18 protein-coding genes and 2 pseudogenes are annotated in these 24,794 nt (G+C 56.3%); 8 read left to right on the forward strand and 12 right to left on the reverse strand.

Features of this window, described 5'->3' with window-relative positions:
- Window positions 1–107: 107 nt before the first annotated feature.
- Window positions 108–275 (forward strand): annotated as a pseudogene (locus tag MW046_RS19740) (YunG family protein); the annotation flags it as partial.
- Here the strand turns inward: MW046_RS19740 and MW046_RS13075 are convergent.
- Complete coding sequence (locus MW046_RS13075; RefSeq protein WP_247995032.1) at window positions 251–1,951, reverse strand: methylmalonyl-CoA mutase family protein; 1,701 nt, start codon at window positions 1,949–1,951, stop codon at window positions 251–253. The pseudogene MW046_RS19740 and the gene MW046_RS13075 overlap by 25 nt on opposite strands.
- Before the next feature lie 1,227 nt (window positions 1,952–3,178).
- Here MW046_RS13075 and MW046_RS13080 point away from each other — a divergent pair.
- Both MW046_RS13080 and MW046_RS13085 read left to right on the forward strand, forming a co-directional pair.
- Window positions 3,179–4,450, forward strand: coding sequence for an orc1/cdc6 family replication initiation protein (locus MW046_RS13080; protein ID WP_247995033.1), 1,272 nt, complete (start codon window positions 3,179–3,181; stop codon window positions 4,448–4,450).
- 299 nt (window positions 4,451–4,749) lie between these two features.
- Window positions 4,750–6,072, forward strand: coding sequence for a glycosyltransferase family 2 protein (locus tag MW046_RS13085; protein WP_247995034.1), 1,323 nt, complete (start codon window positions 4,750–4,752; stop codon window positions 6,070–6,072).
- Between the two features lie 9 nt (window positions 6,073–6,081).
- On the opposite strand, the gene MW046_RS13090 is transcribed toward MW046_RS13085, so the two are convergent.
- Window positions 6,082–8,157, reverse strand: a complete 2,076-nt coding sequence (locus tag MW046_RS13090; RefSeq protein WP_247995219.1) for an alkaline phosphatase PhoX — start codon at window positions 8,155–8,157, stop codon at window positions 6,082–6,084.
- Window positions 8,158–8,349: 192 nt separating this feature from the next.
- Window positions 8,350–8,835 carry a hypothetical protein gene (locus tag MW046_RS13095; protein ID WP_438268199.1) on the reverse strand — a complete coding sequence of 162 codons (486 nt, stop codon included), beginning with the start codon at window positions 8,833–8,835 and terminating at the stop codon, window positions 8,350–8,352.
- Window positions 8,836–9,049: 214 nt separating this feature from the next.
- Between MW046_RS13095 and MW046_RS13100 the strand changes: the two genes are divergently transcribed.
- The 4 genes and pseudogenes from MW046_RS13100 to MW046_RS13115 all read left to right on the forward strand — a co-directional run bounded on the left by MW046_RS13100 (window position 9,050) and on the right by MW046_RS13115 (window position 14,035).
- Window positions 9,050–9,451, forward strand: coding sequence for an RDD family protein (locus tag MW046_RS13100; protein ID WP_247995035.1), 402 nt, complete (start codon window positions 9,050–9,052; stop codon window positions 9,449–9,451).
- A 209-nt stretch (window positions 9,452–9,660) separates the two neighbouring features.
- Complete coding sequence (locus tag MW046_RS13105; RefSeq protein ID WP_247995036.1) at window positions 9,661–9,807, forward strand: hypothetical protein; 147 nt, start codon at window positions 9,661–9,663, stop codon at window positions 9,805–9,807.
- Window positions 9,797–11,458, forward strand: a pseudogene (locus MW046_RS13110) (sodium/proline symporter); the annotation flags it as partial. The gene MW046_RS13105 and the pseudogene MW046_RS13110, both read left to right, overlap by 11 nt.
- A gap of 603 nt (window positions 11,459–12,061) precedes the next feature.
- The gene (locus MW046_RS13115) at window positions 12,062–14,035 is read left to right on the forward strand and encodes an AMP-dependent synthetase/ligase (protein WP_247995037.1); all 1,974 of its coding nucleotides are present in this window, start codon (window positions 12,062–12,064) and stop codon (window positions 14,033–14,035) included.
- On the opposite strand, the gene MW046_RS13120 is transcribed toward MW046_RS13115, so the two are convergent.
- From MW046_RS13120 to MW046_RS13150, 7 genes are all read right to left on the reverse strand, one after another.
- Window positions 14,036–14,581 carry a DUF7974 family protein gene (locus MW046_RS13120; RefSeq protein ID WP_247995038.1) on the reverse strand — a complete coding sequence of 182 codons (546 nt, stop codon included), beginning with the start codon at window positions 14,579–14,581 and terminating at the stop codon, window positions 14,036–14,038.
- A gap of 41 nt (window positions 14,582–14,622) precedes the next feature.
- Complete coding sequence (locus MW046_RS13125) at window positions 14,623–15,954, reverse strand: ABC transporter ATP-binding protein (RefSeq protein ID WP_247995039.1); 1,332 nt, start codon at window positions 15,952–15,954, stop codon at window positions 14,623–14,625.
- Window positions 15,947–17,023 carry an ABC transporter ATP-binding protein gene (locus MW046_RS13130; protein WP_247995040.1) on the reverse strand — a complete coding sequence of 359 codons (1,077 nt, stop codon included), beginning with the start codon at window positions 17,021–17,023 and terminating at the stop codon, window positions 15,947–15,949. Before MW046_RS13130 ends, MW046_RS13125 begins: the two co-directional genes overlap by 8 nt.
- Complete coding sequence (locus MW046_RS13135; protein ID WP_247995041.1) at window positions 17,023–18,057, reverse strand: ABC transporter permease; 1,035 nt, start codon at window positions 18,055–18,057, stop codon at window positions 17,023–17,025. The genes MW046_RS13130 and MW046_RS13135 overlap by 1 nt, the downstream gene beginning before the upstream one ends.
- A 3-nt stretch (window positions 18,058–18,060) precedes the next feature.
- Window positions 18,061–19,017: an ABC transporter permease gene (locus tag MW046_RS13140; RefSeq protein ID WP_247995042.1), complete on the reverse strand. Its 957-nt coding sequence runs from the start codon at window positions 19,015–19,017 to the stop codon at window positions 18,061–18,063.
- Between the two features lie 80 nt (window positions 19,018–19,097).
- Entirely contained in the window at window positions 19,098–21,068 is a 1,971-nt protein-coding gene (locus MW046_RS13145) for an ABC transporter substrate-binding protein (protein WP_247995043.1), read from the reverse strand.
- A 170-nt stretch (window positions 21,069–21,238) separates the two neighbouring features.
- A complete protein-coding gene (locus MW046_RS13150) occupies window positions 21,239–21,904 on the reverse strand; it encodes a nitroreductase family protein (protein ID WP_247995044.1) in 666 nt (221 codons plus the stop codon).
- Between the two features lie 224 nt (window positions 21,905–22,128).
- Here MW046_RS13150 and MW046_RS13155 point away from each other — a divergent pair, with 224 nt between their 5' ends.
- A complete protein-coding gene (locus MW046_RS13155) occupies window positions 22,129–22,281 on the forward strand; it encodes a hypothetical protein (RefSeq protein ID WP_247995045.1) in 153 nt (50 codons plus the stop codon).
- 8 nt (window positions 22,282–22,289) lie between these two features.
- Here the strand turns inward: MW046_RS13155 and MW046_RS13160 are convergent, their stop codons facing one another.
- Complete coding sequence (locus tag MW046_RS13160) at window positions 22,290–23,975, reverse strand: MBL fold metallo-hydrolase (RefSeq protein ID WP_247995046.1); 1,686 nt, start codon at window positions 23,973–23,975, stop codon at window positions 22,290–22,292.
- A 127-nt stretch (window positions 23,976–24,102) separates the two neighbouring features.
- Entirely contained in the window at window positions 24,103–24,792 is a 690-nt protein-coding gene (locus MW046_RS13165; protein WP_247995047.1) for a ParB/RepB/Spo0J family partition protein, read from the reverse strand.
- Window positions 24,793–24,794: the final 2 nt, after the last annotated feature.

Consider the following 24,794-nt stretch of genomic DNA (forward strand, 5'->3'; position numbering starts at 1 on the left):
GGGGGTGATGATACGGCTGTTTCGCGTGATACGGAGTTTGACGAAGGACAGTCCATCGATGGTTACGGGAAGCATGGTCTCCGGAATCGAGTTCGTTATGGACCGAAGACAATCCTTCGCGGGGACAATGCGGCGTTACTGCTCTCATACTCCAAGATCGATTCGGTGGAGAGATTCGAACACGAACAGGGATCAATACGTGGCACTCTCGAAACGATTTCACGCCGCGAGTGATCGAGACTGAAGCCGTTCACACCGTCACGGGGGTTTCCTGATAGGAGCCATACTGATCCTCGAAGACACCCATGATCTCGCCCATCGTGGCGTAAGTTTTCACGGCGTCGATGATGTACGGCATCACGTTTTCATCCGATTCGATGGCGTCAGACAGGGATGTGAGGGCGGTTGCAACCGCTTGGTCGTCTCGTTCGCGCTTGACTCGTTGAAGTCGTTCGAGCTGCGCTTGTTCGGCACCCTCATCCACGGTGAGAATATCGACGGACGTGTCTTCCTCAATCTCGTACTCGTTGACACCAACGACCGTTTCTTCACCTGCGTCGACGCGCTGTTGATACTCATAGGAGGAATCCTGAATCTCTCGATGGAAATAGCCGTCGTCGATTCCGTAAAGGACACCGTTGCGCACGGAACCATCTCCCTTCGCTTTGATCTCCTCGATGTACTCTATGATTTCGGTTTCCATTTCGTCAGTAAGAGCCTCAACGGCGAAGCTACCTCCGAGCGGATCAACGATGTCGGCCACGCCCGACTCCTCGGCGATGATCTGTTGGGTCCGTAACGCGACTCGGACGGCTTTCTCGGAGGGTAGTGCAAGCGCCTCGTCGAAGGAATTGGTGTGTAGCGACTGAGTTCCTCCGAGGACACCCGCAAGCGCTTGTATCGTTACTCGGGCGATGTTGTTCATCGGCTGTTGGGCGGTCAACGACTGTCCTGCCGTCTGGGTATGGAACTTCAACCGCTTCGCTTCATCAGTTTGTGCACCGTACCACTCGTCCATGATCCGAGCATAGACGCGCCGACTAGCACGGAACTTCGCCACTTCCTCGAAGAGGGAGTTGTGTGAATTAAAGAAAAACGAAAGGAGCGGCGCGAATTCATCTACATCTAGTCCTCGTTTTAGACAGTCCTCAACGTAGGCGAAACCATCGGCAAGGGTGAAAGCGGCTTCTTGAGCGGCCGTCGAGCCAGCTTCTCGGATGTGATATCCCGAGATCGATACCGGGTGGAACTTCGGCGTTTGCTTGACCGCGAACTCGATGGTGTCGGTCACCACATCCAACGACGGTTCGGGGGGAATCACCCACTCTTTCTGGGCGATGAACTCCTTGAGCATGTCGTTTTGAAGGGTGCCGTTGATCTGGTTGCGAGGGACGTCCTGCTGATCGGCAAGCGCGACGTACATCGCATAGATCACTGCGGCACTCGGATTGATGGTGAAAGAAGTAGATACCTCCTCGATATCGATGCCGTCGAACAACACTTCCATGTCTGCGAGCGTATCGACGGCGACGCCCTCTTTTCCAACTTCTCCCTCGCTCATGGGGTGATCGGAGTCGATCCCCATCAAGGAGGGCATATCGAAAGCGGTCGAAAGGCCAGTTTGCCCTTCTTCGATGAGATAGTGAAAGCGCTCATTGGTCTCCTCGGCTGTTCCGAACCCGGCAAACTGACGCATCGTCCACGTCCGACCCCGATACATCGTCGGATATGGACCACGCGTGTATGGGGGTTCACCAGGCATACCGAGATCCGCTTCGTAGTCGAGGTCAGCTATGTCCATTGGCGTGTACAGTCGGTTAATCTCGTGATTCGAGACGGTCGCGAATCGATCGCGCCGCTCACCGTAAGAATCGATCACAGGATCGAGGGTGTCCTCTTCCCACGTGTCGTGAGCCTCACGAATGGTGTCGAGGTCGTCCTCATCGTACATGTGTCTCTCGTTTGGCATCCGAAAGTAAAACAGTTCCTATTAGTAGTAAAATATACACGGGGAGATTAAGGTGGATTATATTCCTCGTTGCACTTTATGCCGGTCTCAGTTCAGAATAACCGAGAGACGGTTAGGAGGGGGAAGGACCCTCACCCCTGATCAAGAGTGTATCGTTAACCGCCTCGTTCTTTGACCCCCTCGCCCCTCGTCAAGAGTGTAAGCGCGTTATGGACGAAGAGAACCGGGGATTCAACCTATTTGTTATCCAACTTCTTTCACCCACCCACCCCTGATCAAGAGTGTATCCATTTACGAAGGGGGACCGGACTGAACGATCATCTCGGCAACCTTCGTCGGTTATCGAGTCCCCCACCCCTCGTCAAGAGTGTAAGCTCGAAAGGAGTCGGTGTTCTATACCTCCACGAGCGGCAGCTGTCCCGCTAAGCTATCCCACTAGTTCTAGCGTTTAATTTTGGAGCTGCGACAGTACTTTAATGTGCTACTGGCGTTTTCTTATTCTCCTAGTATTATCACTGTCTAGCCTAGGATTTCATCTAGTGTCTCTAGCTGTACCTAGCTAATTCTCTAGTAGTAGCTGGTTAAGCTGTAAGCTACATCTAGTTAGTACATCTAGTTAGTACATCTAGTTAGCTACGTCTAGTTAGCTATATCTAGTTAGTATATGTCTATAGTAGTTTATAGTATGTGTCTAGTACGTTTCATATGTCTAGTACGCTATCTAGCATCCACATGGCAGCAGAAAAGCAAAATCTTTATAACTAATACGCGAGAATAGTCCATTAAGTGTATCGTGAAAGAAGAGAACGAAGAGACCGTTCTCGTTCCTATCGAAACGATACCACCAAGCAGATTTTTATTTCCGCTATTCTATCACCTCTAATCGGGTTTTTCGACCTTTTCCGGAAAAATAACCCTCGTCTCGCTTGGACACCTCCCTTCGTGAACGGATACACTCTTGATCAGGGGTGGGTGGGTGGGGAAACGAGGTGAACCGCCAATACACTCTTGATCAGGGGTGCCCCCGTCTCGTTACGAGTTGTCATGATATGCAATCACAGAGAGACGCGATACATTCTGTTTCTGGTCCATCAGTCATGGATATGATACGGTTCGTACGCCGCTGTCACATCAGCGTGAACCGGAGAGATACACTCTTTCTGAGGAGGGATAAACCTAAGTAAACTCCCTCCACTGCATTGGATATACATGGTCGACGAGCCTCCTCGACTATCCGATTTCGACGACCGGTTTGAAGATCCGTCCAAAGATCCTCTGTTCAATTTTGACGACAATCCTTCCCACACCCATATTTTCAACCGGAAGGAGCTTCTCAAGGTCGGCCACGTTCCAGAGAGCGCTCGTATCGTAGGTCGGGACGACGAGATCGAAGCTGTCGCCGCGGAGCTTCGGCCCATCGTTCAAGATCAACCCCCGAACAACGTCATGATCTATGGGAAGACCGGAACCGGGAAATCCTTGGTCGCACGCCATGTCACTGAACGAGCGAAGCGTGCTGCGGAGGCTCAGGGAGCGTCTGTCGGGATGGTGTACGTCGATTGTGCTCAACATAACACTCAAACCCGTGTCGCTCGCTCGATCACCCGTACTGTGAACTCTCCGGACATAACTGGCTTCGACATTCCTCGATCCGGTATCGGAAGCGGAGAGTACTATGATTATCTGTGGGATATCCTCGATCAACGATACAACGCGGTTGTGATCATCCTTGATGAGGTCGACCGTCTCGAAAACGATGACGTGCTGATGCAACTTTCCCGTGCCCGTGAATCCGGCAAAGCCGATTGCCATCTCGGGATCATTGCGATCAGTAACAAGATCGAATACCACAACGAGCTGAACGAACGCGTCAAAAGCAGTCTTCGCGAGGAGGAATTCGTGTTCCAGCCCTACGACGCAAATCAGCTTCGGGAAATCATGAACCACCGACGTGATGCTTTTCACGACAGCGTTATCACCGACGATGTCATTCCGCTCACCGCTGCATTCGCAGCTCAAGAACACGGTGACGCCCGGAAGGCGATCGAAATTTTGCGCCACGCCGGAGAACTCGCTGAGCGACAGAACGCCGATAGGATCCGTGAAGAACACGTACGGGACGCTCAGGAGTGGGCGGAGATCGACCGTTTCGAAGAGCTGCTCCGGGGATCGACGACGCAAGTGAAATTCATCCTGTACGCGCTAGCGCTCCTTACCGAGAACAACACGGATGACGAGTTTTCGACGAGCCACATCTACGACCACTACACGGAGATCGCCAACACTCTGGGTACGAAAACACTCAGCGAGCACCGCGTCTACGAACTCCTCAAAGAGCAGGCGTTTCTCGGTGTTATCGAATCGACTCGAACAGGCGGCGGACGGGGACAGGGCAGCTATCTCGAACATCGACTCGTTCAGGATACGGACATCGTCTTGAAGTCTGTCCTCCGCGATAGCCAACTTGAGAAACTAAAATAACTCAAACGGGAGCTTCCGTAGCGGATCTGAACGTGATTGATGGTGGATACGTATCTATATCGAAGCATTTGTGAGGGTGGGTTGTGTTTCCTTCAATTACATCGAATGTATTCCTTGGTGATGGTAACATGAATGGTGACTTTCTTCGATCTTCCGACGCAGGCTACAGCATAATCCGGCCACGTCGGATGGTTCGGTGGAGTGTTGAGTCCGCCCTGTCCCTCCCAATAGCCCCGTTGTCGAACAACCTGACACTATGGAAGAAATATGATCTTTATTTATAATTGGTGGTTGTTAATATGAATATTGATCAGCGGTTTATCCGAGTGTATCTCCGTCGCTGGTTCGGTCGCCTCTGTTTTCTCAGTCTTTCGAGCGTAATCTTTACCTTCGAACTGGTTCGAGGGTTATCGATTATAACCATCCATCTCGATTTGATCGTCATCAGTTTTATCGTGGTAACGTTACAGGCTGGTATCGCGGCAGTCTCGTTTACTGGGATGGTGTCGTTGTCCGCCGTGGTGTTCTTTGTACAGCTTCTCATCCACCGTAACGACTCGACTGAAGCGTCCGAGATGGATGAGAGATCGATGACAGCCATCGTTCCCGTCTATAAGGACGCTGACGTGCTTGATTTGAGTGTCACGAGTCTCCTCGAATCGACGGTGCCGGTCACCGTTTGTGTCGTCTGTGAATCGGACGATCAACCGAGTATCGATCGGGCCACGACCCTTGCGTCCGATCACGAGGCCGTCAAGTGCCTCATCAATACGCGCTATCCTGGGTCGAAAGCTGGAGCTATCAACTACGCTGTCGAACAGACGTCGTCTCCGTACATCTCCGTTTTCGACGCAGACGAGTCGGTCCATCCTCGCTTTTTAGAAAGTGCACTAACTGAACTCTCCGAGTGCGATGTCGTACAAGGACGCACCGTCCCCCGCGCGAGTGGTCTTATCGAGGCGATCGCTTACTACGAATCTATTCTGCTGAGTTACATCACGAGCCGGTTGCTCTCGATATTCGTAGGATTCCGCTTAGCGGCCAGTCGGGCCGTCGTTATGCACCGAGACACCTTCGAAACGGTAGGTGGGTACGATCCAACGATGCTCACAGAAGACTACGACTTCGCGTATCGGTGTTACAAACACGGGTTTGACGTTCACGAACAACTGTACTACGCTTCGACGATCGAAGCAGCTCACACGGTAGACGATTGGTGGGGACAGCGCAAGCGATGGATGAGCGGATACGCGCAAGTGTGCCATATGCTCCTTCGAGAATGGTTCCCGCCGCGTGATCTCCGGAGTGTGTTGAGTATAGGAATCTGTATTGGTTCGGTTTTCGGTAACCTCTTGCTTCTCTCACTCACAGCGAAATTTGTGGTTGTCGTTCTGTTCGGTGACACGATGATCTCGTTGGGACCGTTCCTCGCAGTGATCACGATCACCGCTCTCGTTCGGTGTGTCGATTACCTCCAAGGGCGTGTCGACCGACTCGGCTGGGAATGGATCTTAACGCCGATCATTTTCCCTCTGTACGGTCTCGTGGCGACGAAAGCGATCACCGAATACGCGATCAGCGGTGTCGGAGACTGGTACCACGTCGAAAAGACTGGCCACTGAGTCCTACTCCTAGCGACAGCCTGCCGTGTTTTCGTCCCACGGCTCGTTGCTGGGATCGTCGTTTTTCCTGCCGTCGTTGTCGCCGTGTCCACGATCTGTATCTTCGGGTTGGTAGACGTACAGGCAGTCGTTGCTGTACGAACGCCCCAATTGATCCGCATCCTCACAGCAGAGGACTCGTCCGTCGTCCATCACATAAACGTTATCGACGTTAATCAATGCATCATCGGCAATGTCGGCTGGATCGCTCGCGTCCGGTCCGACGATGACGGGTTCGAGCGTCGATACGTCGTAATCGTGCTGGAGAGTGGCCCGGTAGACGACGCCGCCATCGACCCGTTCGAGTTGGAGATCGCCTTCCTCGGACATTCCATCGCTGAGCGCAGAAATGGCGAAATAAACGGGGTCGCCAGGTCGTGCATCGACATGGCTGTCGACACCTTCGGCTTTGTTGAATTCGATCGTCGCTCCGATCTCCTTGGCAGCCGCACGCGTCTCCAAAAACGGCACTTTCCGGAGCTTTTCATCCACGTCTCCGTCTTCGTACTGTTCTGCCCACTCGACGATCTCCTCGTTGGTAATGTAGTTTTGATTGCCGTTTTCTACCACTTCTCGATCGGCTTCTTCGAGTACCGCGTCGGTGACTGAATCTCCAGCTGTCCACTCGTCGGTGTGGGTAGCGAGGTAGTCGATTTGGGTGATCTCATCGTACTCAGCGATCCAGGCTTCAACCTCCCTGTTTGTGGCGTGTCCCAACTCCAGCCACTCGATCTCTAAGGAAACGTCAGCTGGGGATTCGTGTTTTGCGGCCGCCCCGTTGGTCACCGTCGGAGCGTACAAGGTGCCTGCGATGTCCATCGGATCCTGATAGCTGGGGATCGGTCGATCAGCCACAAACTTGTAAATCCCCTTGTTGTCGCCGTCCGAGCAGCCGTACACTGTTCGCAGATCGTTCTGGATGTCGGGCGCTTCCCACGAAACTCGACCCATTACGTAGTATTTGACCGGCTGTGGGGGATCGGCTGTCGGCTCTCGGATGTCGACGAAGTAGCCATAGCGGTACGGATTCGGATAGGGACCCTCGATTGGAGTGGTGGACTCGGTCGGTTGTGCGCCGAGGTAGTACGCCAGAAATTCGACACCTGACATCGCCCACCACCCCTGTACTGTCCACGTATCGTCGTAGTATTCCTCGATCGCAGATTGGATCTCGGAGGGTGCAGGCCGATTCCAAAACTGACATGCACCGATATACCCTTTACCGGTTCCGTTCGCTGCGATATCTCCGACAGTTGCGGTTCCAGAAACACGGGGATGGGCGTAGTTTTCCTCTGCGGAGATCATCGTGTTCCACGGGGTGCGATCGCCGTAACAGTTGATCCGTGTACCACCGATCTCACGGAACGGTTTCGTGTTGGCGAGGTTGATGGCCCGGTCGAGGTCGGCGTTCCATCCCCCGTTTTCGTCCTGACTGATCGGAATCCGTGAGATGTTACCGGGACTGTTCTCCCAGTTCGTGAAGAGATAACCGGTAGTACCGTTTCCGTTCATCGGGATGAACTGGTTGCAGTCGGGGTTTGCAGCCGGATCCCCATACATCGTTCCGGAGAAATTCTCTCGCGTGATGTTCGTCCCATCAGGTGTTTGAGCCACACCGAGCCGTTCTGTGTCGGAAATCGTCTCGCCTCCGTGTGCCAGGAATTCGTACTCTCCGCCTGCGCCACGGATCATTCCCTGCTGCTCGTTCGTGTTGGGCGTCGAAAGTTCGGTAAAATCGTCATTGGTTCCGTCCATCGAGAACCGGTACCCGGCGAAATATCCGATCCCCGAGCTGTTGTACGGTTCGGGATTGTCGCCGCTTGGATGTTGAAGACTGTACAGGAGCGTTCCATTCTCGAACACGAACGGACCCGTGACTTCAGCACCGAGTGCCGTCGAGGAAAACCGCTTGAGCTCCCCCCGGACGGACGGAGCTCGTTGGGTGTTCGTATCGCTGGCTGCAGCAGTTCCGACACCGGAGACGCTCGCCCCCAGCGCAGCCGCCACAGACGTTGCCATCAGCTGCCGTCGAGTGAACTCGACCATGCAGCCGAACGATGACAATGCCATTTGTTGTACATTTATAATATCGGTACACGGGTGTACGGTCGGGAAACGAGCACTTCCAAGGAATATATACCGATCGAAACGGAACTATGGAGGAAGGTGTTGGGTAAAAGCGTCTCATATAGAGGGTCCGGTCCGACGCTTCCGCATCGAATCATTGATCCGCAGCTGTCACTGATCTTCCGCTGTAAGCCCGCGTTCTGTCGCGTTGTCCCGAATCTCTTGAGCACGTTTTCGGACCGCAGTGACGTATCGCTCGATCTCCGAGGGCGTTTTCCCATAGAACGACGCTACCCAGTTGAGGTTCGTGTGTGGCTGGGTGAGAAGGTACGTGGCTAATGTGTCTCGTCCGGCCTGTATGATCACCGGTGGAACCCCTCGTTCACCCGTTCCTTCCTCCTCGAAGCCGTTGACGTCGAAGTAAACGTCTACGTACAGCTCTGCGAACTCCGGTGACTGAAAGACGACACCTCGATGGTTCGGTGCTTCGAATCGATATCGAACGCCGTCTTCGTCTCCGTGCTCCGCTATGAGGCGCACACCCAGAATGTACTCCCGGTACACCGATTCGGTTACGGTGTTCGCCCCCTGTTCGTCTGGTACCTGTTGTGCGTCCCGTGAACCGTCGGATGCAGTCAGTGTCGATGTCGGATCCACACATCTGATCGATATCTGGCCGATTCTTAAACCATTCTAATTCATGTATATATTAATATAAACAAATATTGTGTCTATATGGAGATAGCGCATGGCCAATAGCGCATACCGTACCACAACGTAATATCATATTGATAATTACCAGATGTAGATGTGATAGTTTCTTATATCTCGTCCTAATATGCCCGTCTGAATGTCACATGCAACCCCGGCGATGAATACTGAAGATAATGTTATCGGTGCCCGCATTGTTGCGGCTTTCATAGACATACTCATAGCTGCCGTCCTGGGATCGATCGGTGCTCTCCTTATTGGTGGCCTGCTCGAATCGATTATCCTACTCGTGCTCCTCTACGTACTCATTCCGGTGCTCTACTTCATCGGTCTTGAAGCACAGTACGGCCAAACACTGGGAAAACGACTCCTCGGTCTCGTCGTAGTCAAAGAAAACGGTACCCCTTGTACGTTTTCCTCCGCAGTACTCAGGAACGTTCTCCGAATCATCGATCAACTCCCGGCCTTCTACCTGCTGGGAATCATTTTCATGCTTCTCACGGACCGAAGTCAACGTATCGGTGACAGCGCCGGTGGAACGGTTGTCGTGCGCACTGAGTAGTTCCGTTCACTAGTGTAGACTACCGGCTGTCGAAACACGGATGTGGATGAATCGATTCCATTGATCGTTCACTACCGCCATCGATCGCCGTCAAAAACGAACGATACCCCGAGACTCACGCCACGGATCCACGGCTATATAACAGATAATATTGTTTTTAAAACATTAACCGGAAGGTAGAAACGTGTGTATGGGTTGTTGTGTTTGTAATGGCTCCCATAAATGTCATCGACTGGATCGGCTTGGTTGGACCGTACATCGTGTTTTTCGGCATGTTGATCGTGTACTACGTCTGGGAAGGAAAACGCGAGCGACGGCTTCGAAAGCGCTACACGGAGGAGAGACATGGCGAGTGACGCTATCGCCGGGTCTGCAAGCATCTGGGTACTGGGAACGTTCGCCGTGTATCTTCTGGTGCTCGTGGCGATCGGGCTGTACACCTCGCGGTTTATGGACTCCGTTGGGGACTACGTCATCGGAGGCCGCCAGATCGGTCCTGTGGTGACAGGCTTTTCCGAACGTGCTTCGGAGATGAGCGGTTGGCTCACGCTCGGTGTCCCCGCAGATGCCTACGGAACCGGTATCATGGCTTTTTTGAACGGACTCGGGATGATTCCGGCGGATCTGTTCTCGTGGGCTGCGATCGCAAAGCGACTCCGGAAGTACACCGAGTTGGTTCGTTCCGTGACGCTGCCGACGTTCTTTGCCCATCGACTCGGTGACGATACGGGTCGTGTTAAAGGTGTTTCTGCAGTAGTGCTCATGCTGTTTGAGGGAGGCTACGTCGGTGCACAGATCGTCGCAGCAGGAACGTTGCTACAGATCCTGACGGGCATCGAGCCGTTGGTTGGCATCATCGTCGGGGGAATTATCGTTATCGGCTACACGTTCCTCGGTGGATATTTTGCCGTTGCGTGGTCCGATTACTTCCAAGGTACGATCATCCTCATGGCGTTCATCGCGCTTCCAATCATCGCATTCGTTGACATCGGTCTCCCGTTCGAAGCGCTAGCCCAAAACGGGGATAGTCTCACGAGCATCACGGCCGGAGCGACCGGATGGGCGGCCGTGTTCGGGATCATCAGCTACGCCGCTATCGGACTCGGGGTGCCTGGCAATCCCCACATCATGGTGCGGTTTATGGGGATCGATCGAGTGAAAAACATTCGTCTGGCGGCACTCGTCGCACAGTTGTTCATGTTCGTCGCGTACATCGGTGCGGCTTTCGTTGGCCTGTACGCGCTCGCCGTGTTCGGTGGTGGAACCATCGAGAACGGTGATGCCGTGATGCCAATGTTGACTCTCGATTTGCTGCCAGACGTGCTCGCTGGGATCGTACTCGCGGCTGCGCTGGCGGCGATGATGTCGAGCGCGGATTCACAGTTACTCGTTGCCACCAGCGCTGTCGTCGAGGACGTCTACCACGGATTTTTCGATCGAGACGCGACTCAGGCCCAACTCGTTCGGTACTCCAGGTATGTGACTCTCGGTTTGGGCATGGCTTCCGTTGCGTTTGCATCTCTTGCCAGAGACACCCCCATCTACACGCTCGTACTCGACTACGCGTGGGGTGGACTAGGCGCGGCGATCGGTCCGACGATCATCGCCACGCTCTGGTGGAAACGCGTCACAGCTGAAGGATCGATCGCCAGCATGATCGTCGGAACGGTCACGATGATCCTGTGGACACAACTCCCGACTGTTCTACAGCCGATCGGACTGATGCCACCCGAGTCGGCCGGATTCTGGTACGGTCTCGTTACGGTGTACGGACTGTTCCCGGCGTTCGTTCTATCGACGCTCGTACTCGTGATCGTCTCGCTGCTTACGTCTCCACCGGACGGTGTCGACGAACGGTTCGAAACGTTCGACAAACCGTTGTCCGCGGTGCTTTCGGAGGATGGCACGCCCGAGTACGCCACTGATGGCGGCGCTGTCGCTGTCGATGCCCCCACCGAACCGAAGGTAGTAACCGAGACTGACAATATCCGGAGCCACGTTGCTGCCGTCGCAGCGGAGAACACGACCGTAGACGCAGAGCAGTCAGTGATTACCGGGGAACACCACGAACACGCCGAGCTGTCGGTGTTTCCGCCAGCGATCACGCGAGAGATGGTTACGACCGAATCCTCGGGCCGAGTCATCGCGGTCGCGTACCCACACCGTGTATACGAGACCGAAACCGAGGTCGATCGGCCCTTCATGTCGTCACACACGGACGATCACGTCGTCAGTGTGGACTGCTCTCGACGACTCTCGGTGAGAGCCGATCTGTTCCCTGAGACCAACACCAAAACCATCTCGGACGTGATCGTTCTGCCGAACGAACTGAGCACGCAACAAGCAGACGAGAAAGCTCGTAATCAGACGTTCGAGTGGACGCTTCGAACCTCAATACTCGCTGACGTCCCCGAGACCGAGATCACTCGTGTGACCGATGCATACAAGCTCTTTTGGGTGGTGGAACGTCCTGACGGTGATGTGATAATAGATTCGGTCCGAGGAACAGAGCGTCTGCTTGACGGTTGACGCGTCGTTCTCGAACTATCCGACAGTAATATGTCCTTATCGAATAAACGGTTACCTTGTGTGAGACACACGTTATCAAGGATGAGTAGTCGAGCAGCACCGAGTGCCGAGTGGTGGGACGCCGAACGAGAGTACGATGATGCGGTCCTCGAACCGACAACGATCGGACAGTCGTTCGAGGAGAGCGTCAAATCCAACCGCGAACGGCCCGCTCAGCGGTACAAAGGCGGGATATACGATCGCTCACTCGTTTCAGCAGACGTGATCGAGCAACCGCCAGCTGGGCGCTACGAAACGCTCACTTACAGCGAGATGCAACGGATCGTCCACACTCTCGCGGCCGGAATACGTGATCTCGGAGTCGAACCGACTGACCGGATCGCCGTTTTCGCTGATACGCGTATGGAGTGGGCACAGGTCGATTTCGCGTTATTGGTCGCTGGTGCGGTCGTGACGACCGTCTATACTGAGTCATCGACGGAGCAGGTGCGGTATCTTCTTTCCGATTCTAGTTCGGTCGGTCTGTTCGTGGAAAACGAGACGCTGTTAGGCCGCGTTCTCGCGGTCGAGGACGATCTCGATCTCCGGTTTATCGTCGTTATGGACGAGTTCTCATTGGCAGAGTCCCGCGAGGATATCTTCACGCTCGGAGAACTATATCGCCGTGGAGAACAGCTCTCACAGTCGTTGCAGCCTGAAACGTGGCTCGACTCCCGTTCACCGGACGATCTCGCAACCATCATTTACACGTCGGGAACGACGGGACAACCGAAGGGCGTCAAGCTCACTCACCGGAACCTCAGAGACAACGTCAACGGGATTCGAAAGCGAGGTGGACCGCGACCCGACAAGCCAGAGGACATGTTCGTTATTGATAAGGAAATTACTACCCTCTCGTTTCTCCCGCTCGCTCACGTGTTCGAACGGACTGTTGGGCATTTCACTATGTTTGCATCCGGGGCAACTGTCGCCTATGCCGAGTCTCCGGAGACGGTAGCAGAGGATATCGGAAAGGTCCGTCCGGACGGACTAACGAGCGTTCCTCGGGTGTATGAGCGCATCTACGATTCCATGCAGGAACAAGCCCAAGGATCACGACTTAAAGAACACATCTTCGAGTGGGCTCTCGACCTCGCCAGAGAACATTCACGCCGTTCGGAGCACGGCGTGTTCCATCGGCTCAAACACGCGCTCGCCGATCGATTGGTGTACAGCAACGTTCGCGAAGAGTTGGGGGGTGGTGTCGACGGATTCATCAGCGGTGGTGGGAGCCTCTCGGTGGAGCTTTCCCGACTGTTCGATGGGATGGGGCTAACGATATACGAAGGATACGGCCTCACGGAGGCCGCCCCTGTCGTGAGCGTCAATCCGATCGAGGATCCCAGACCGGGCACGCTTGGACCGCCACTCCCCGGCGTGGAGGTGTCTCTCGATGGCTCACAGATCGACGAGAGCCGAAAACATCATTCTACGAGTGAGATCGGCGAGCTGCTCGTTCGCGGCGCGAACGTCACGAGCGGCTACTGGCAGGACCCCCACGCCACCGAAGCCGCCTTCACCGAGAACGAGTGGTTTCGCACTGGCGACATCGTAGAGCAGACCGACGATGGGTATCTCATTTTCCACGACCGTCTCAAGCAGCTCCTCGTTCTCTCGACGGGAAAGAACGTCGCCCCCGAACCGATCGAAAACGCCTTTGCCACCAGCGACCGCGTCGAACAGATCATGGTCATCGGCGACGACGAGAAATTCATCAGCGCACTCATCGTCCCGAACTTCGAGGAAGTCCGGCGATGGGCCGACCGAGAGGAGATCCGACTCCCCGATAGTCGAGAGCAACTGTGTCACGATGAACAGGTCCAACGGTGGATCGTCGAGGAAGTAAATGCAGTCAACCGTCGGTTCCAACCCGAAGAGCAGATCAAGCTGTTCGAACTCGTTTCCGAACGATGGACTCCGCAGAACGGTTTGCTCACGCCCTCTCTGAAGAAAAAACGCCGAAATATCCGACAGCGCTACGACGAACGAATCGAGGATATCTATTCGAGCAACTGATCACCCGGAGTCAACGACGCGAACCGTCGTCTCGTCGTACAATCCTTTTTCGACGGCGTTGTCGACGTTGAGTCCCGCTCCGATCGTGTACGTTCCTGGTTCGGCAGGTATCCATTTAGACGCTGTGACGCGAAACAGCTGTTCCCACCGTCGTTCGAAGCGCTTACGCTCACCACGCCCGAACCGAAACGCTCCCGGTTCGTCGGGAGGGTCCCGGATCGACGCACGCGTTGCTTCGGTCTCTCCGTCGACGTTCCACGTCCACAGGATCGGCGAGCGTGTTCGGAAGGTGACCGGAACCGGCAGCGCGTTGGCCATCGTGACCCGAAACGGTATCGTCGCCCCTAGCGGGAACTCCTCGCTTGGCGTCGCCACCGATACCGAGACGGCCTGGTTGCGGAGCCAGCCGGGAAGTAGCCGTCGGCTTAACGCAGTCGTGTTCACCGACGGCACCGCTTGAAACGGCGTCTGGGAACGTCGCTGACTCGGAGTAAACTGCTCTTCGTCGTCCCGGTGGAGAGCTTCGGACTCGTAGATCCGACGCATACCCTCGCCAAGCGTCGTGCCAGCTAAAACGTTCGGAGTGATTAGTTTTCGACGATGGCGTCGGTCCCGCTGTCCGAGTCGGCATTGTCAAACCCACTGTCGTACAGCAGACAGGCGATTCGGTGTGTGTCGTCAGCTCGGTAGTGGTCTGGTGTACTGCGTTCACACGGAGAGACGAACGCCCCGAGCCGATCGGTTGCGTCCGCGATTTCGCCCGCATGAAGACGATCGATCGCCTCCGAGAGGATCGTTTCTGCTTCCGGATCACTCAGCTCACGGGGCAGCGAGAACTCCTCACGGATCAGCCTGTCAAGTCGATCGTTCGAAATCGCTGAGCGATCCACGTCTACCGCTCCGTCGTCAGAGGTTGTGAGCGATTCGACGCTTTCTGTGTTGCCCGCGTGCAGTTTGAGATCCACGATCGAGCGCCACTCTGTCTGGGTGAGATCGTACTCCTTGGATTGGATGATCCGTGGACACCGGGTGTGGAACCGACAGCCCGACGGTGGATTGATCGGCGATGGAACGGTGCCAGAAAGGGTAATCCGTTCACTTTCCCACAGCGGATCGGGTTCGGGAATCGCCGACAACAGAGCCTCCGTGTAGGGATGGTGAGGTGGGGAGAACACCGCTTGGGTCGGTCCGACCTCTGCGATTTCTCCGAGATACATCACCGCGACACGATCGGAGATGTGCTCGACGACGCTCAGATCGTGAGCGATGAAGATGTACGACAGTCCGAACTCGTCTTGAAGATCCTCTAGTAGGTTGAGGATCTGGGCTTGCACGCTCACGTCGAGCGCGCTCACCGGCTCGTCACACACGATGATCTCCGGATCGACCGCGAGCGCGCGAGCGATCCCGATACGCTGACGCTGTCCACCTGAGAACTCGTGTGGATAGCGTCGCGTGTAATTCGCGCTCAACCCGACAGTTTCGAGCAGTTCACCGATCCGTTCGGTACGCTCTTGTCCCGTTGCAATCCCATGGACATCGAGCGGTTCGCCGATGATATCGCCGACGGTAAGCCGAGGATTCAGGCTGGCAAACGGATCCTGAAAGATGTACTGGAGATCCGTTTTAAGACGCCGGAGCTGCGTGTTCGAAACGTCCGTCAGCTCCTCGCCGCGGTAGTACACGTTTCCATCAGTCGGCTCTATCAACTGAAGGATCGATCGGCCAAGGGTAGTTTTCCCACAGCCGCTTTCACCGACGATTCCGAGCGTCTCTCCCTCGTGCAGTTCGAGATCGACGTCGTCGACCGCTTTCACCGTCTGTCCGCGCCCGAGCAGGCTATCGATGAATCCACTAGACGTGTCGTAGTACTTCTTCAGTCCCTCGACCCGCAGGATCGGGTCAGACTGCTTAGTCATCCCGACCATCTCCGGTCTGATGGGGTTTTTCCTCTGCGTCCGTCTGTTCGACGACGACTTCGTATTCCAGTCCTCCTGTGAGACCGTCGGTGTATTCGAGACAGGCCGCGAGGTGATCGTCGGGGCTCGTCGCTCCCTCATCGGTCTCGACGTCGATCAACGAGGGCTCGGTACGCGAGCAGCTCTCTTCGGCGAACGGACACCGCGGGTGAAAGCTACACCCCGGCGGGAGTTCCACGAGATCCGGCATGGTTCCCGGGATCGTCTGGAGGCGATCGCGGTCGTCGCCCACTCGCGGGATCGAACTCATCAGTCCGACCGTGTAGGGGTGTTTCGGATCGTAGTACAACTCCTCGACGGGCGCTTTTTCGACGGGCTTGCCGGCGTACATCACCATCACCCGGTCACACAGCTCCGCGATGACGCCCAAGTCGTGGGTGATCAACTGGATCGCGGTGTCGAACTCCTCGGCGAGCTCTTCGATCTCGGCCAAGATCTGGGCCTCGATGGTCACGTCAAGCGCGGTCGTCGGCTCATCGCAGATGAGCAGCTCCGGATCGCACGATAGCGCCATGGCGATCACCGCCCGCTGTTGCATTCCACCGGAAAACTCGTGGGGATAATCGGAGTATCTTGCTTTTGCTTCCGGAATGTTCACGGTGTCGAGTAGCTCGATCGTCCGCTCTTTTGCCTCCCGGTCGTCGTAGCCGAGGTGGTAACGGATCGCCTCGGAAATCTGTTCACCCACGGTGTACACCGGATTGAGCGCGGTCTGAGCGTCCTGAAACACCATCGCGATCTCGCTGCCACGGATCGAACGAACCTCCGTTTCGGTCATTTCGAGGACGTTTCGATCCTTGAACCGGATCTCGCCGCTCGTGATCCGTCCCGGACGCTCGATGAGCCGCATCAACGAGAGAGCGGTGACGCTCTTTCCTGCGCCGCTTTCGCCGACGACGCCGAATTTCTCCCCGCGCTCGATGGAGTAGCTCAACCCGTCGACAGCGGTGACGACGCCCTCTTGGGTGTAGAACTCGACGGTCAGATCCTCGACTTCGAGCAGCGCCATCAGGCACCCCCCTGATCGTCCATCGTCGCTGCTTGGGCATCGAGCGCGTCGTTGATGCCGTCACCGATCATGTTCATCGCCATCACGAACAGGAAAATCGCCATTCCCGGATACACCGTTGCCCACCACGGGATCTGTCCGTCAGGGCCTTGGATGAGCGTCTCGCGGGTCGCGTCCAACATCGTTCCCCACTCGGCGGTGCCGGGCGGCATGCCGAGTCCGAGAAAGCCGAGCGCAGCGACGCCGATCACGACGGTGCCGATGTTGAGCGACGCCACCACGAGCAGCGGCGGGACCGCGTTCGGGATGATGTGTCTGAGAATCACCCAGCGGTCGCGCGCCCCAAGGGCTTTCGCTGCCAGCACGTACTCGTTTTCCTTGATCGACAGCACCTCCCCACGGACGAGACGGCCGTAGCTCGCCCACCCGAACACGGTGAACGCAAGCACGAGCTGCCAGTAGCCCCCGCCGAGGATCGTAACGATGATCAGGGCCAACACCAGCCCCGGGAACGCGTAGATCGTATCCACGATCCGCATCATGATCTCGTCGATCCAGCCACCATAATACCCCGAGACAGCGCCGTAGATGCTTCCGAAACTCGCGGTGAGCGCGACGACGACGAACCCGATCGAGATGCTGTATCGACCGCCGTACAGGATCCGCGAAAACAGATCCCGTCCTGACCCATCGATCCCCATGGGATGAGTCAACGTCGGCGGATCGTACACCTCGACCGTAGGATCCTGTAGATACAAGATCGTCGATGGTTCGTGTGGTGCCAGCGCGATCGGCTGGATCGGAACCCCTGCCACGGTGATCGGCCGGGCGAACAAAGCGGCGACCGACAACACCACCACGACCGCGACCCCAATCATCGCCGAACGGTTGCGCTTGAACCGTTTCCAGCCGCGATGCCATCGGCTCTCTGTCGATACCTCGCTGTCTTCCGTCCAGTCCGACAACGGATCGCGCGATTCGACGTGGTCCGCATCGAACCCGGAGATCCGAATTCGACCTCGTTCTGTAGACATGTGTTACTCGTATCTAATCCGCGGATCCAACACCGCATAAAGGATGTCTGCAAGCAGATTCGCCAGGATGATGAACACGCCCGTGAACAGGGTGATCGCCATCATGAGATTGATCTCCCGGGCGTTGATCGCGTCGATGAACTCTTTTCCCAGTCCCGGCCAGTTGAACACGACTTCTACGACGACCGAACCGGCGACGATGCTCGCCGTGAGCGTCGCCGCGAGTGTGACGACCGAGATCAACGAATTCCGCAGGACGTGTTTGAGCACTACCTGCCGTTCGGGTAGCCCCTTCGCTCGCGCGGCGGTCACGTACTCCTTGTTCATCTCCTCTGCCATTGAGGTGCGCATGACGCGCATGATCGACGCCGCCGACGCGGTACCGATCGTCAATCCGGGCAGAATGAGGTATTTCAGCATCTCGGGGTGCCACAGCGGCAGCCGCGAGGGTGCGAGCACCGGCCAGATGTCTAGCCAGAGCGCACCGATCAGGATGAGCATCAGACCCAACCAGAAGTTCGGGATCGAGATCCCCGACAGCGCGATGAAACGGCTCACGGTGTCGCCCAGCTGATCTTTATTCACCGCCGCATAGATCCCCGTCGGGATGGCGATGATGAGACCGAACGCCCAGCCGAACAGGCCGAGCGCGATCGTCTCCGGGAGTCGGGTCATGACGACTGCCGAAACCTCGCGGTTGTTTCGAATCACTGTTCCGAAGTCGCCAGTCAAGACGTTACCTATCCACGTCATGTACTGCTGGTAAACCGGCCCATCCAACCCGTACCGTGACCGAATCTGGGCCTCTTCGGCCGCCGTGATGTCCGGATTCAGTGCGACCATCTGACTGATAGGATCGCCCGGCGTGAGGTGAAACAGCCCGAACGTGATCACTGAGACGCCAAACAGTATCGGGACGATCGAGAGAACCCGATGCAGTATGAACCGTCGGAGACTCATGCTACAGTATCACCCATCTGTGTGTTTTGTCGATCATTGTAAACGTGGTGGTTCGATCGAGTGAATCGAGCGCAGGGTCATCAGTCTGACTTCTCAACCCAGATCGCCTGTGATTCCTCGGGGGCGTACAGCGCGAACGAGTAGAGGAACTCGTCGAACGGATCCGCTTTGAATCCAGTGACGTCCGTGTTCATCACGGCCGACGTGATGCTGAAGTGGGTGATAGAACTGTAGCGTTTCTCCGCGAGATACGACCAGATTTCGTCGTAGCGCTTGGCTCGCACCGAGGGATCTTTGACGACCTTGGGATCGTACCGGGCGTCGTTTATCATCTGGTCCAGTTCGGGATCGTCGATCCCGTTCATGTTACAGCACTGTCCGACGTTGTTGCTGTGATGTAGCGCTTCACAGAAGCTTTCAGGATTGAACGTTCCCGACAGCCCGATGGCCGGGAGCAAACCCTTGTTCTGGTAGTCAGGATTGATCACTCGGGCGGTGTAGGTGTTCCATTCGTAGGATTCGATCGATACTTCGAAGTACTCCGATTGCTCCATCGATTCGGCGATCAACTCGACCATCTTGACCCGATCTTCGCTGTTCGTGTTGACCTCCATTTGGATCTCGATGGGGTACTCGACGCCGAGATCGTTACCGACCTCATCCAGCAACTCGGCTGCCTTCTCGGTGTCGTATTCATTGGACGGGCGGACCTCCTCCTCTAGTGCTTCGATGTCGGCCGTTCCGTTTTTCTCAGCCAGTTTCGGGATCGATGTCCACGCTGGCCGTCCCCACCCGTTCAAAACGTTGTTCACGGTGCTCTCTCGTGGCACGAGATGGTTGACGGCCCGCCGGAACCGCTCGTCGTTCCACGGCTCGACGTTGACCGGATACTGGATGTAATCGTACGAACCGCCTTCGACTGCGGCTACGCGGTAGTTGTCGTCGTTATGGAACTCATCGAGCGTGTTCGATGCCAGCCCGGAGGTGACATCGATCTCGTCGTTTTGGAGCGCGGCCGAGCGGCTGGCGGGCTCCGGAATGATCTCGACTTCGAGCTTATCGATCACCGGTCCGTCCGGAAACTCCGATGGCCCATCGAACCAGTCGATCGAGTCGACGCCTTTGTCCTCGACCCAGTAGTTCCCGAATTTCGAAAGCTCGTAGTACTGTCCGTCCTCGAACGTATCGAGCGTGTACGCTCCGGTGCCGATCGGCGTGTTACCCTGTCGAGGATCGAGCGCCCCCCCGTCGAGATCGGCCTGCTCGGTCGCGTGGATGTACAACCCCGGCAGTTCCCGTTCTGCTTCGGCGTCGGGGACTTGTGCGAACAGATCGACCGTGTGCTCATCGACAGCGCGGGCGTGTAACAGCGAGTCGAACGTTTGCGCGGACATGTCGGAGTTCTCGTAGCGCTCGGCGGTGCGAACCACGTTCTCGGCGGTTAACTCCTCACCGTTGTGAAACTGGACGCCCTGCCTGAGCTGATACCGGAACTGCATTCCATAGACGCCGTCCTCAACAGCATTGGCAGCTTCATCGGGAGTGAGCACCCGCACCTCGTCGCTCTCGGCCGGATCGTCCTCTGGATGTTGGACGATTATCTGTGCGTCGGTGTCGGGTGCGCCCTCGTCGGTGGTTCCGACGGTCGTCATGTACTCCGTATAGGCGGTCCGGTCGATCTCTTGGATCTCCCGTTGATCGTAACTTTTCGCCAGCCACGGGTAGAGATTTCCCTGTCGATCGGTGGTGAGGAGCTGCTCGAAGACGAACTCCTGTGCTTGGGTCGACTGTGCGTCGGTGCTGTACGGTGGGTCGAACGATTCGACGTTCGTCGTGGTCCCGATTCGTAGAGTTCCGCCTTTCTGTACATTGGCGAAGTCGACGTTCGGCTCTTCCAGTTGCTCCAGCTTGTTGGTGCTGTCGTCCCCGCCGTTGTCATCGTTATCGCCTCCGAGACAGCCGGCCAGTCCGACCACACTAGCGGCGCCTATTCCTCGGAGTAAATACCGTCGGCTGATCGGACTGCTCCGTAAACCGGTGTATCGTGCCATGCACCCGGTTTAGAGTGCATCTATATAAATATATGATTAACTAAAATAGCGATATTACGAATAGTCAACGTAGTAAAAGACGTTTCCGATCGGGCCGACACCGTTCGCTGAACGTGCCGTGTCGACGATCAGAAACGAGTTGTTAACAATTGATCGCGCTAGAAGCGGCTTCAGTACTCCTCTCTGTGAAGCACTTCGTCGACACTGCGACGGGGAAGCTGATCGGGTTCCTCGCCGCCGCTCGGACCGAGGGCGATCAACACGACTGGGACCGTGTCATCGGGCAATCCGAGGAATTCAGCGATTCCTTCGGCGTCGAAGCCGATCATCGGCGTTGCGGCGAGTCCACGTGCGTGGGCGGACAACAGGAGGTTTTCGGCGGCAAGCGAGGCGTTCCGGATCGCATAATCCCGCCCCATCCGTTCGTCGGCGTACATCTCGACGGTCTGCTCTTTGGTTTGGGCGGCCGTCTCCTTGTCCATCCGTCCGGATTCGGTCCACTCATCGAACACGCGATCGGCCGTCTTTGGTGTGGTGTGTCCAGCGACCAGCACGGCCGTACCAGCGTCCCGAATGTGCTCTTGTCCGAACGCGAGTTCGACGACCGTATCCAGACGCTCCTCGTCTTGGACGACGACGAACTCCCACGGTTGGAGATTGTACGAAGATGGCGCAAGCGTCGCATCCTCTATAATCTCTTCGAGGGTCGCATCGTCGATATCGGCGTCGGGCGCGAAATTATGCCCCGAGCGGCGCGTCCGAAGTGCTGTGATGGCTCGTTCGAACGTTTCGTCGTGCTCGACGTCGTCTTCTCGTGTCTCCGAAGTCGGTTGCATCGTATCGATTCGTACTACTTCCGGAGATAAATCAGTTAGCTATCATTGGTGTCTGCTAGTAACAGTGGTGTAACCGGGCCTATCGACGCCTCTTTTTGCCTGATAGTGTATCACTACCAAAAACTATCAATGTATTTTTATTCCAGCATCGGCCGGTTCACTCTATCCGTCAACGACTTGAGCATCGAAACTGGCATATGGATGTTGGTCGTACAGTCCGTACTATGGTTGCTGTACTGCATCTGGGATTGGAGCATCCCAATCTCGTTTGGATCGCACTCACCGGGCTTCTCGCGTTCATCGCGGGGCTGGGCGTGAACCTGTATCGATCTTCGAGGACGTTCGGTCGTTCGGATCCCGACGAGAACTCCGAGTGAGGCTTGTGTCACTCGGAGCTTCCGAGTGCGAGTCGGACGAGTTCCGCGCGGACGATCTCGCGGATGCGCGCTTCCTGTTCGTCAGTGAACGCATCGCTCTCGTTCGTGATCTGGGGAAATTTTTCCGAGTCGAGAAGTCTCTGGACAGTAGCGTCAGCTGCTGGCTCCGAGGATTGCGATTCGTCCGATCCGTTCGTGTCAGTCGGTGTGAGACCGCTTTTGGTCGTCGCCCAGTCGATGGGCACTGAGACGCCCTTTGTCGCTGCTGACACCATCGCAGTGGTGTTCTCTTGCAGGTAGTTCCGGAAGGTTTTGACCGTCTCCGGTTCGCCGTGGATGAGATGAATGCTCGCAGGATCGACTTCTCGGGCGAAGTGTAACAGCCCTTGTCGGGCGGCATGGGCGCTGAAACCGTCAATTCTGCCAACCCAGTTGCGAGGGACGCTGATCGATTTGCGGTGAATTCCATATCCGTGGCTCATGCGTTCGTCAGCTTGATCGGGATCCATGAGTCCAGTGATTTCGACTTCCACTGTTGGTTCGTCGGCTTCGAGCAACGCTCGTCCGGGCGTGTAAGCGGCTTGGAACCCCGTGATGAAGACGCGAGCCATCTCACAGTGCTCGGTCAGTTGCCAGAGATACCACGGCGACCAGCCGCCGGTGAACATCCCCGAGGGAGCGACGATTATCGGCACTGTCTCTCCGTTCGCGGCGTCGGTGATGAGCCGCTCGCGTTCGGCAACTTGAGAGGGTGTCCACGCCTGTTCCGGCAGGAACGGTTTGCTGTCGTTGTGATCGGTCTTGTAGGTGACGACATTGTCGGCCAGCCACTCGTTGCGTACGAAGGCGTGGTAGATCTGCATCGAATCCTCGATCATGCCATCGTAGACGATCTCCATTTTGTCGAGTATCTCCGATGGGGCCTGCTGGGAGCGGATTCGCTGGGTGAACAACTGGAGCAGCTCCTGAGCGCGTCCGACGGCGAACGTCGGCAACAGCACCGGTAGATCGCGCTTGACTGCCGCACAGATCTCTTCCCAGAGCGTCGTTTGTGCGTCAGTGAACGAAGGGTGCGTGTCTCGGTTCCCGTAGGTGCTTTCGAGAAATAGTACGTCTGCTGCTGGGGGCGTATCGATCTCGCGAAGGTGGCCCGACCGACCACCGAGATCGCCCGAAAACACCACCCGGCGGCGGTCGTGTTCGAGTGCGAGCCATGCGCTTCCAAGCAGATGACCGGCGCTGCCAAACTGGTACTGAACGCTGTGGAACACCCCGGTTCCGTACTTGCGGGTGTCGAACCGATCCAAAACAGCTTCGACATCCTGTTTTCCGAATCGCTGGGACCGTCCGTCCCGGTCACAGTTCGCCCTGTGGATCTCGAGCGAGTCCAAAAGCAGGGTGTTCGCCAACGTCGCGGTCGGTTGGGTACAGATGATCGGAGCATCGTCAGCGAGGTGTCCCTCGTGTTCGAGAGCGGGTAACCCGCCGATGTGATCGATGTGCGCGTGTGTGAGAAACACGGCGTCGATCGGTCCCGAGAGCGCCTCGAAATCAGGGAACGTGGTCGGCGTCGATTGCCGTAGCCCGCAGTCGATGAGAAACGTTCGATCACCGACTGCAACGTGATAACACGACCGACCGACCTCCTGGGCACCACCGAGTGGAGTAACCGTAAACGAGTCTGGCTCTGTCATTGGTAGCTGTGTGAATCGAATCGTGTATCCTTTTTAGATGTTCTGATAGATCAGATATGGTGTGGTTAGAATGATAACTGATTGTGGTCTGTGTCGGCCACGAACTCCAGATCGGTTTCGATCACGTTCACCCGGTGGTGACGTGTCCGTGTCGGATCGCCTCCCGCCGGGTGGCTGCGAGCGTTTCTCGAAGATACGGAATCAGTGGTGTCAGCTCGCGGAGTCGATCGTCCGGCCACTCCTCTCGGAGCCGCGATATCGCCCGGTCGATATCCTGTTGAGAGTACATATCCTGTTCGTCTCCCCCTTCGACCGGGATGTGTTCGTCGACGAACCACGTGACCGCTTCCCAGTCGTCGAGTTCTACGATTCGTACCCCGATCGTCTCAAGCCCCGCCTTCCGGGCGGCGTGAAACCGCCGATGCCCAGCGACGATTTCGTAGGCGTGATCGGATGCGTCGACGGGACGAACGGTTGGATACGTCAGAAGGTGGCCGCGTTCACGGGTGAGCTTCACGAACTGTTGGTGGTCCGTGTCGTCTGTTCGACGAACACTGTACGGTGATGGAGCAACGGTGTCGGTCCGGACCTCCGTGATCGGCGGGAGCGGATCGAGTCGCTCGACGGCTTCCGGAGCGGTGATCGTGACCGCACCGACACGTTCCCCGTCCTCGCGTTCGGCGTCGTAAACGAGAAACGCCTGATCACTGTAGTTCCAACGTCCTCCCCACCCCTCGTAGGTGTGCGATGAGGTCTTTACTCGAACACGAACGCCACGGAATATGTCATTTAAATCTTCAACGAACGGATTACCCATCC

It is taken from the genome of Halocatena salina, assembly GCF_023115355.1.
GTDB classification, from domain to species: Archaea; Halobacteriota; Halobacteria; order Halobacteriales; family Haloarculaceae; genus Halocatena; species Halocatena salina.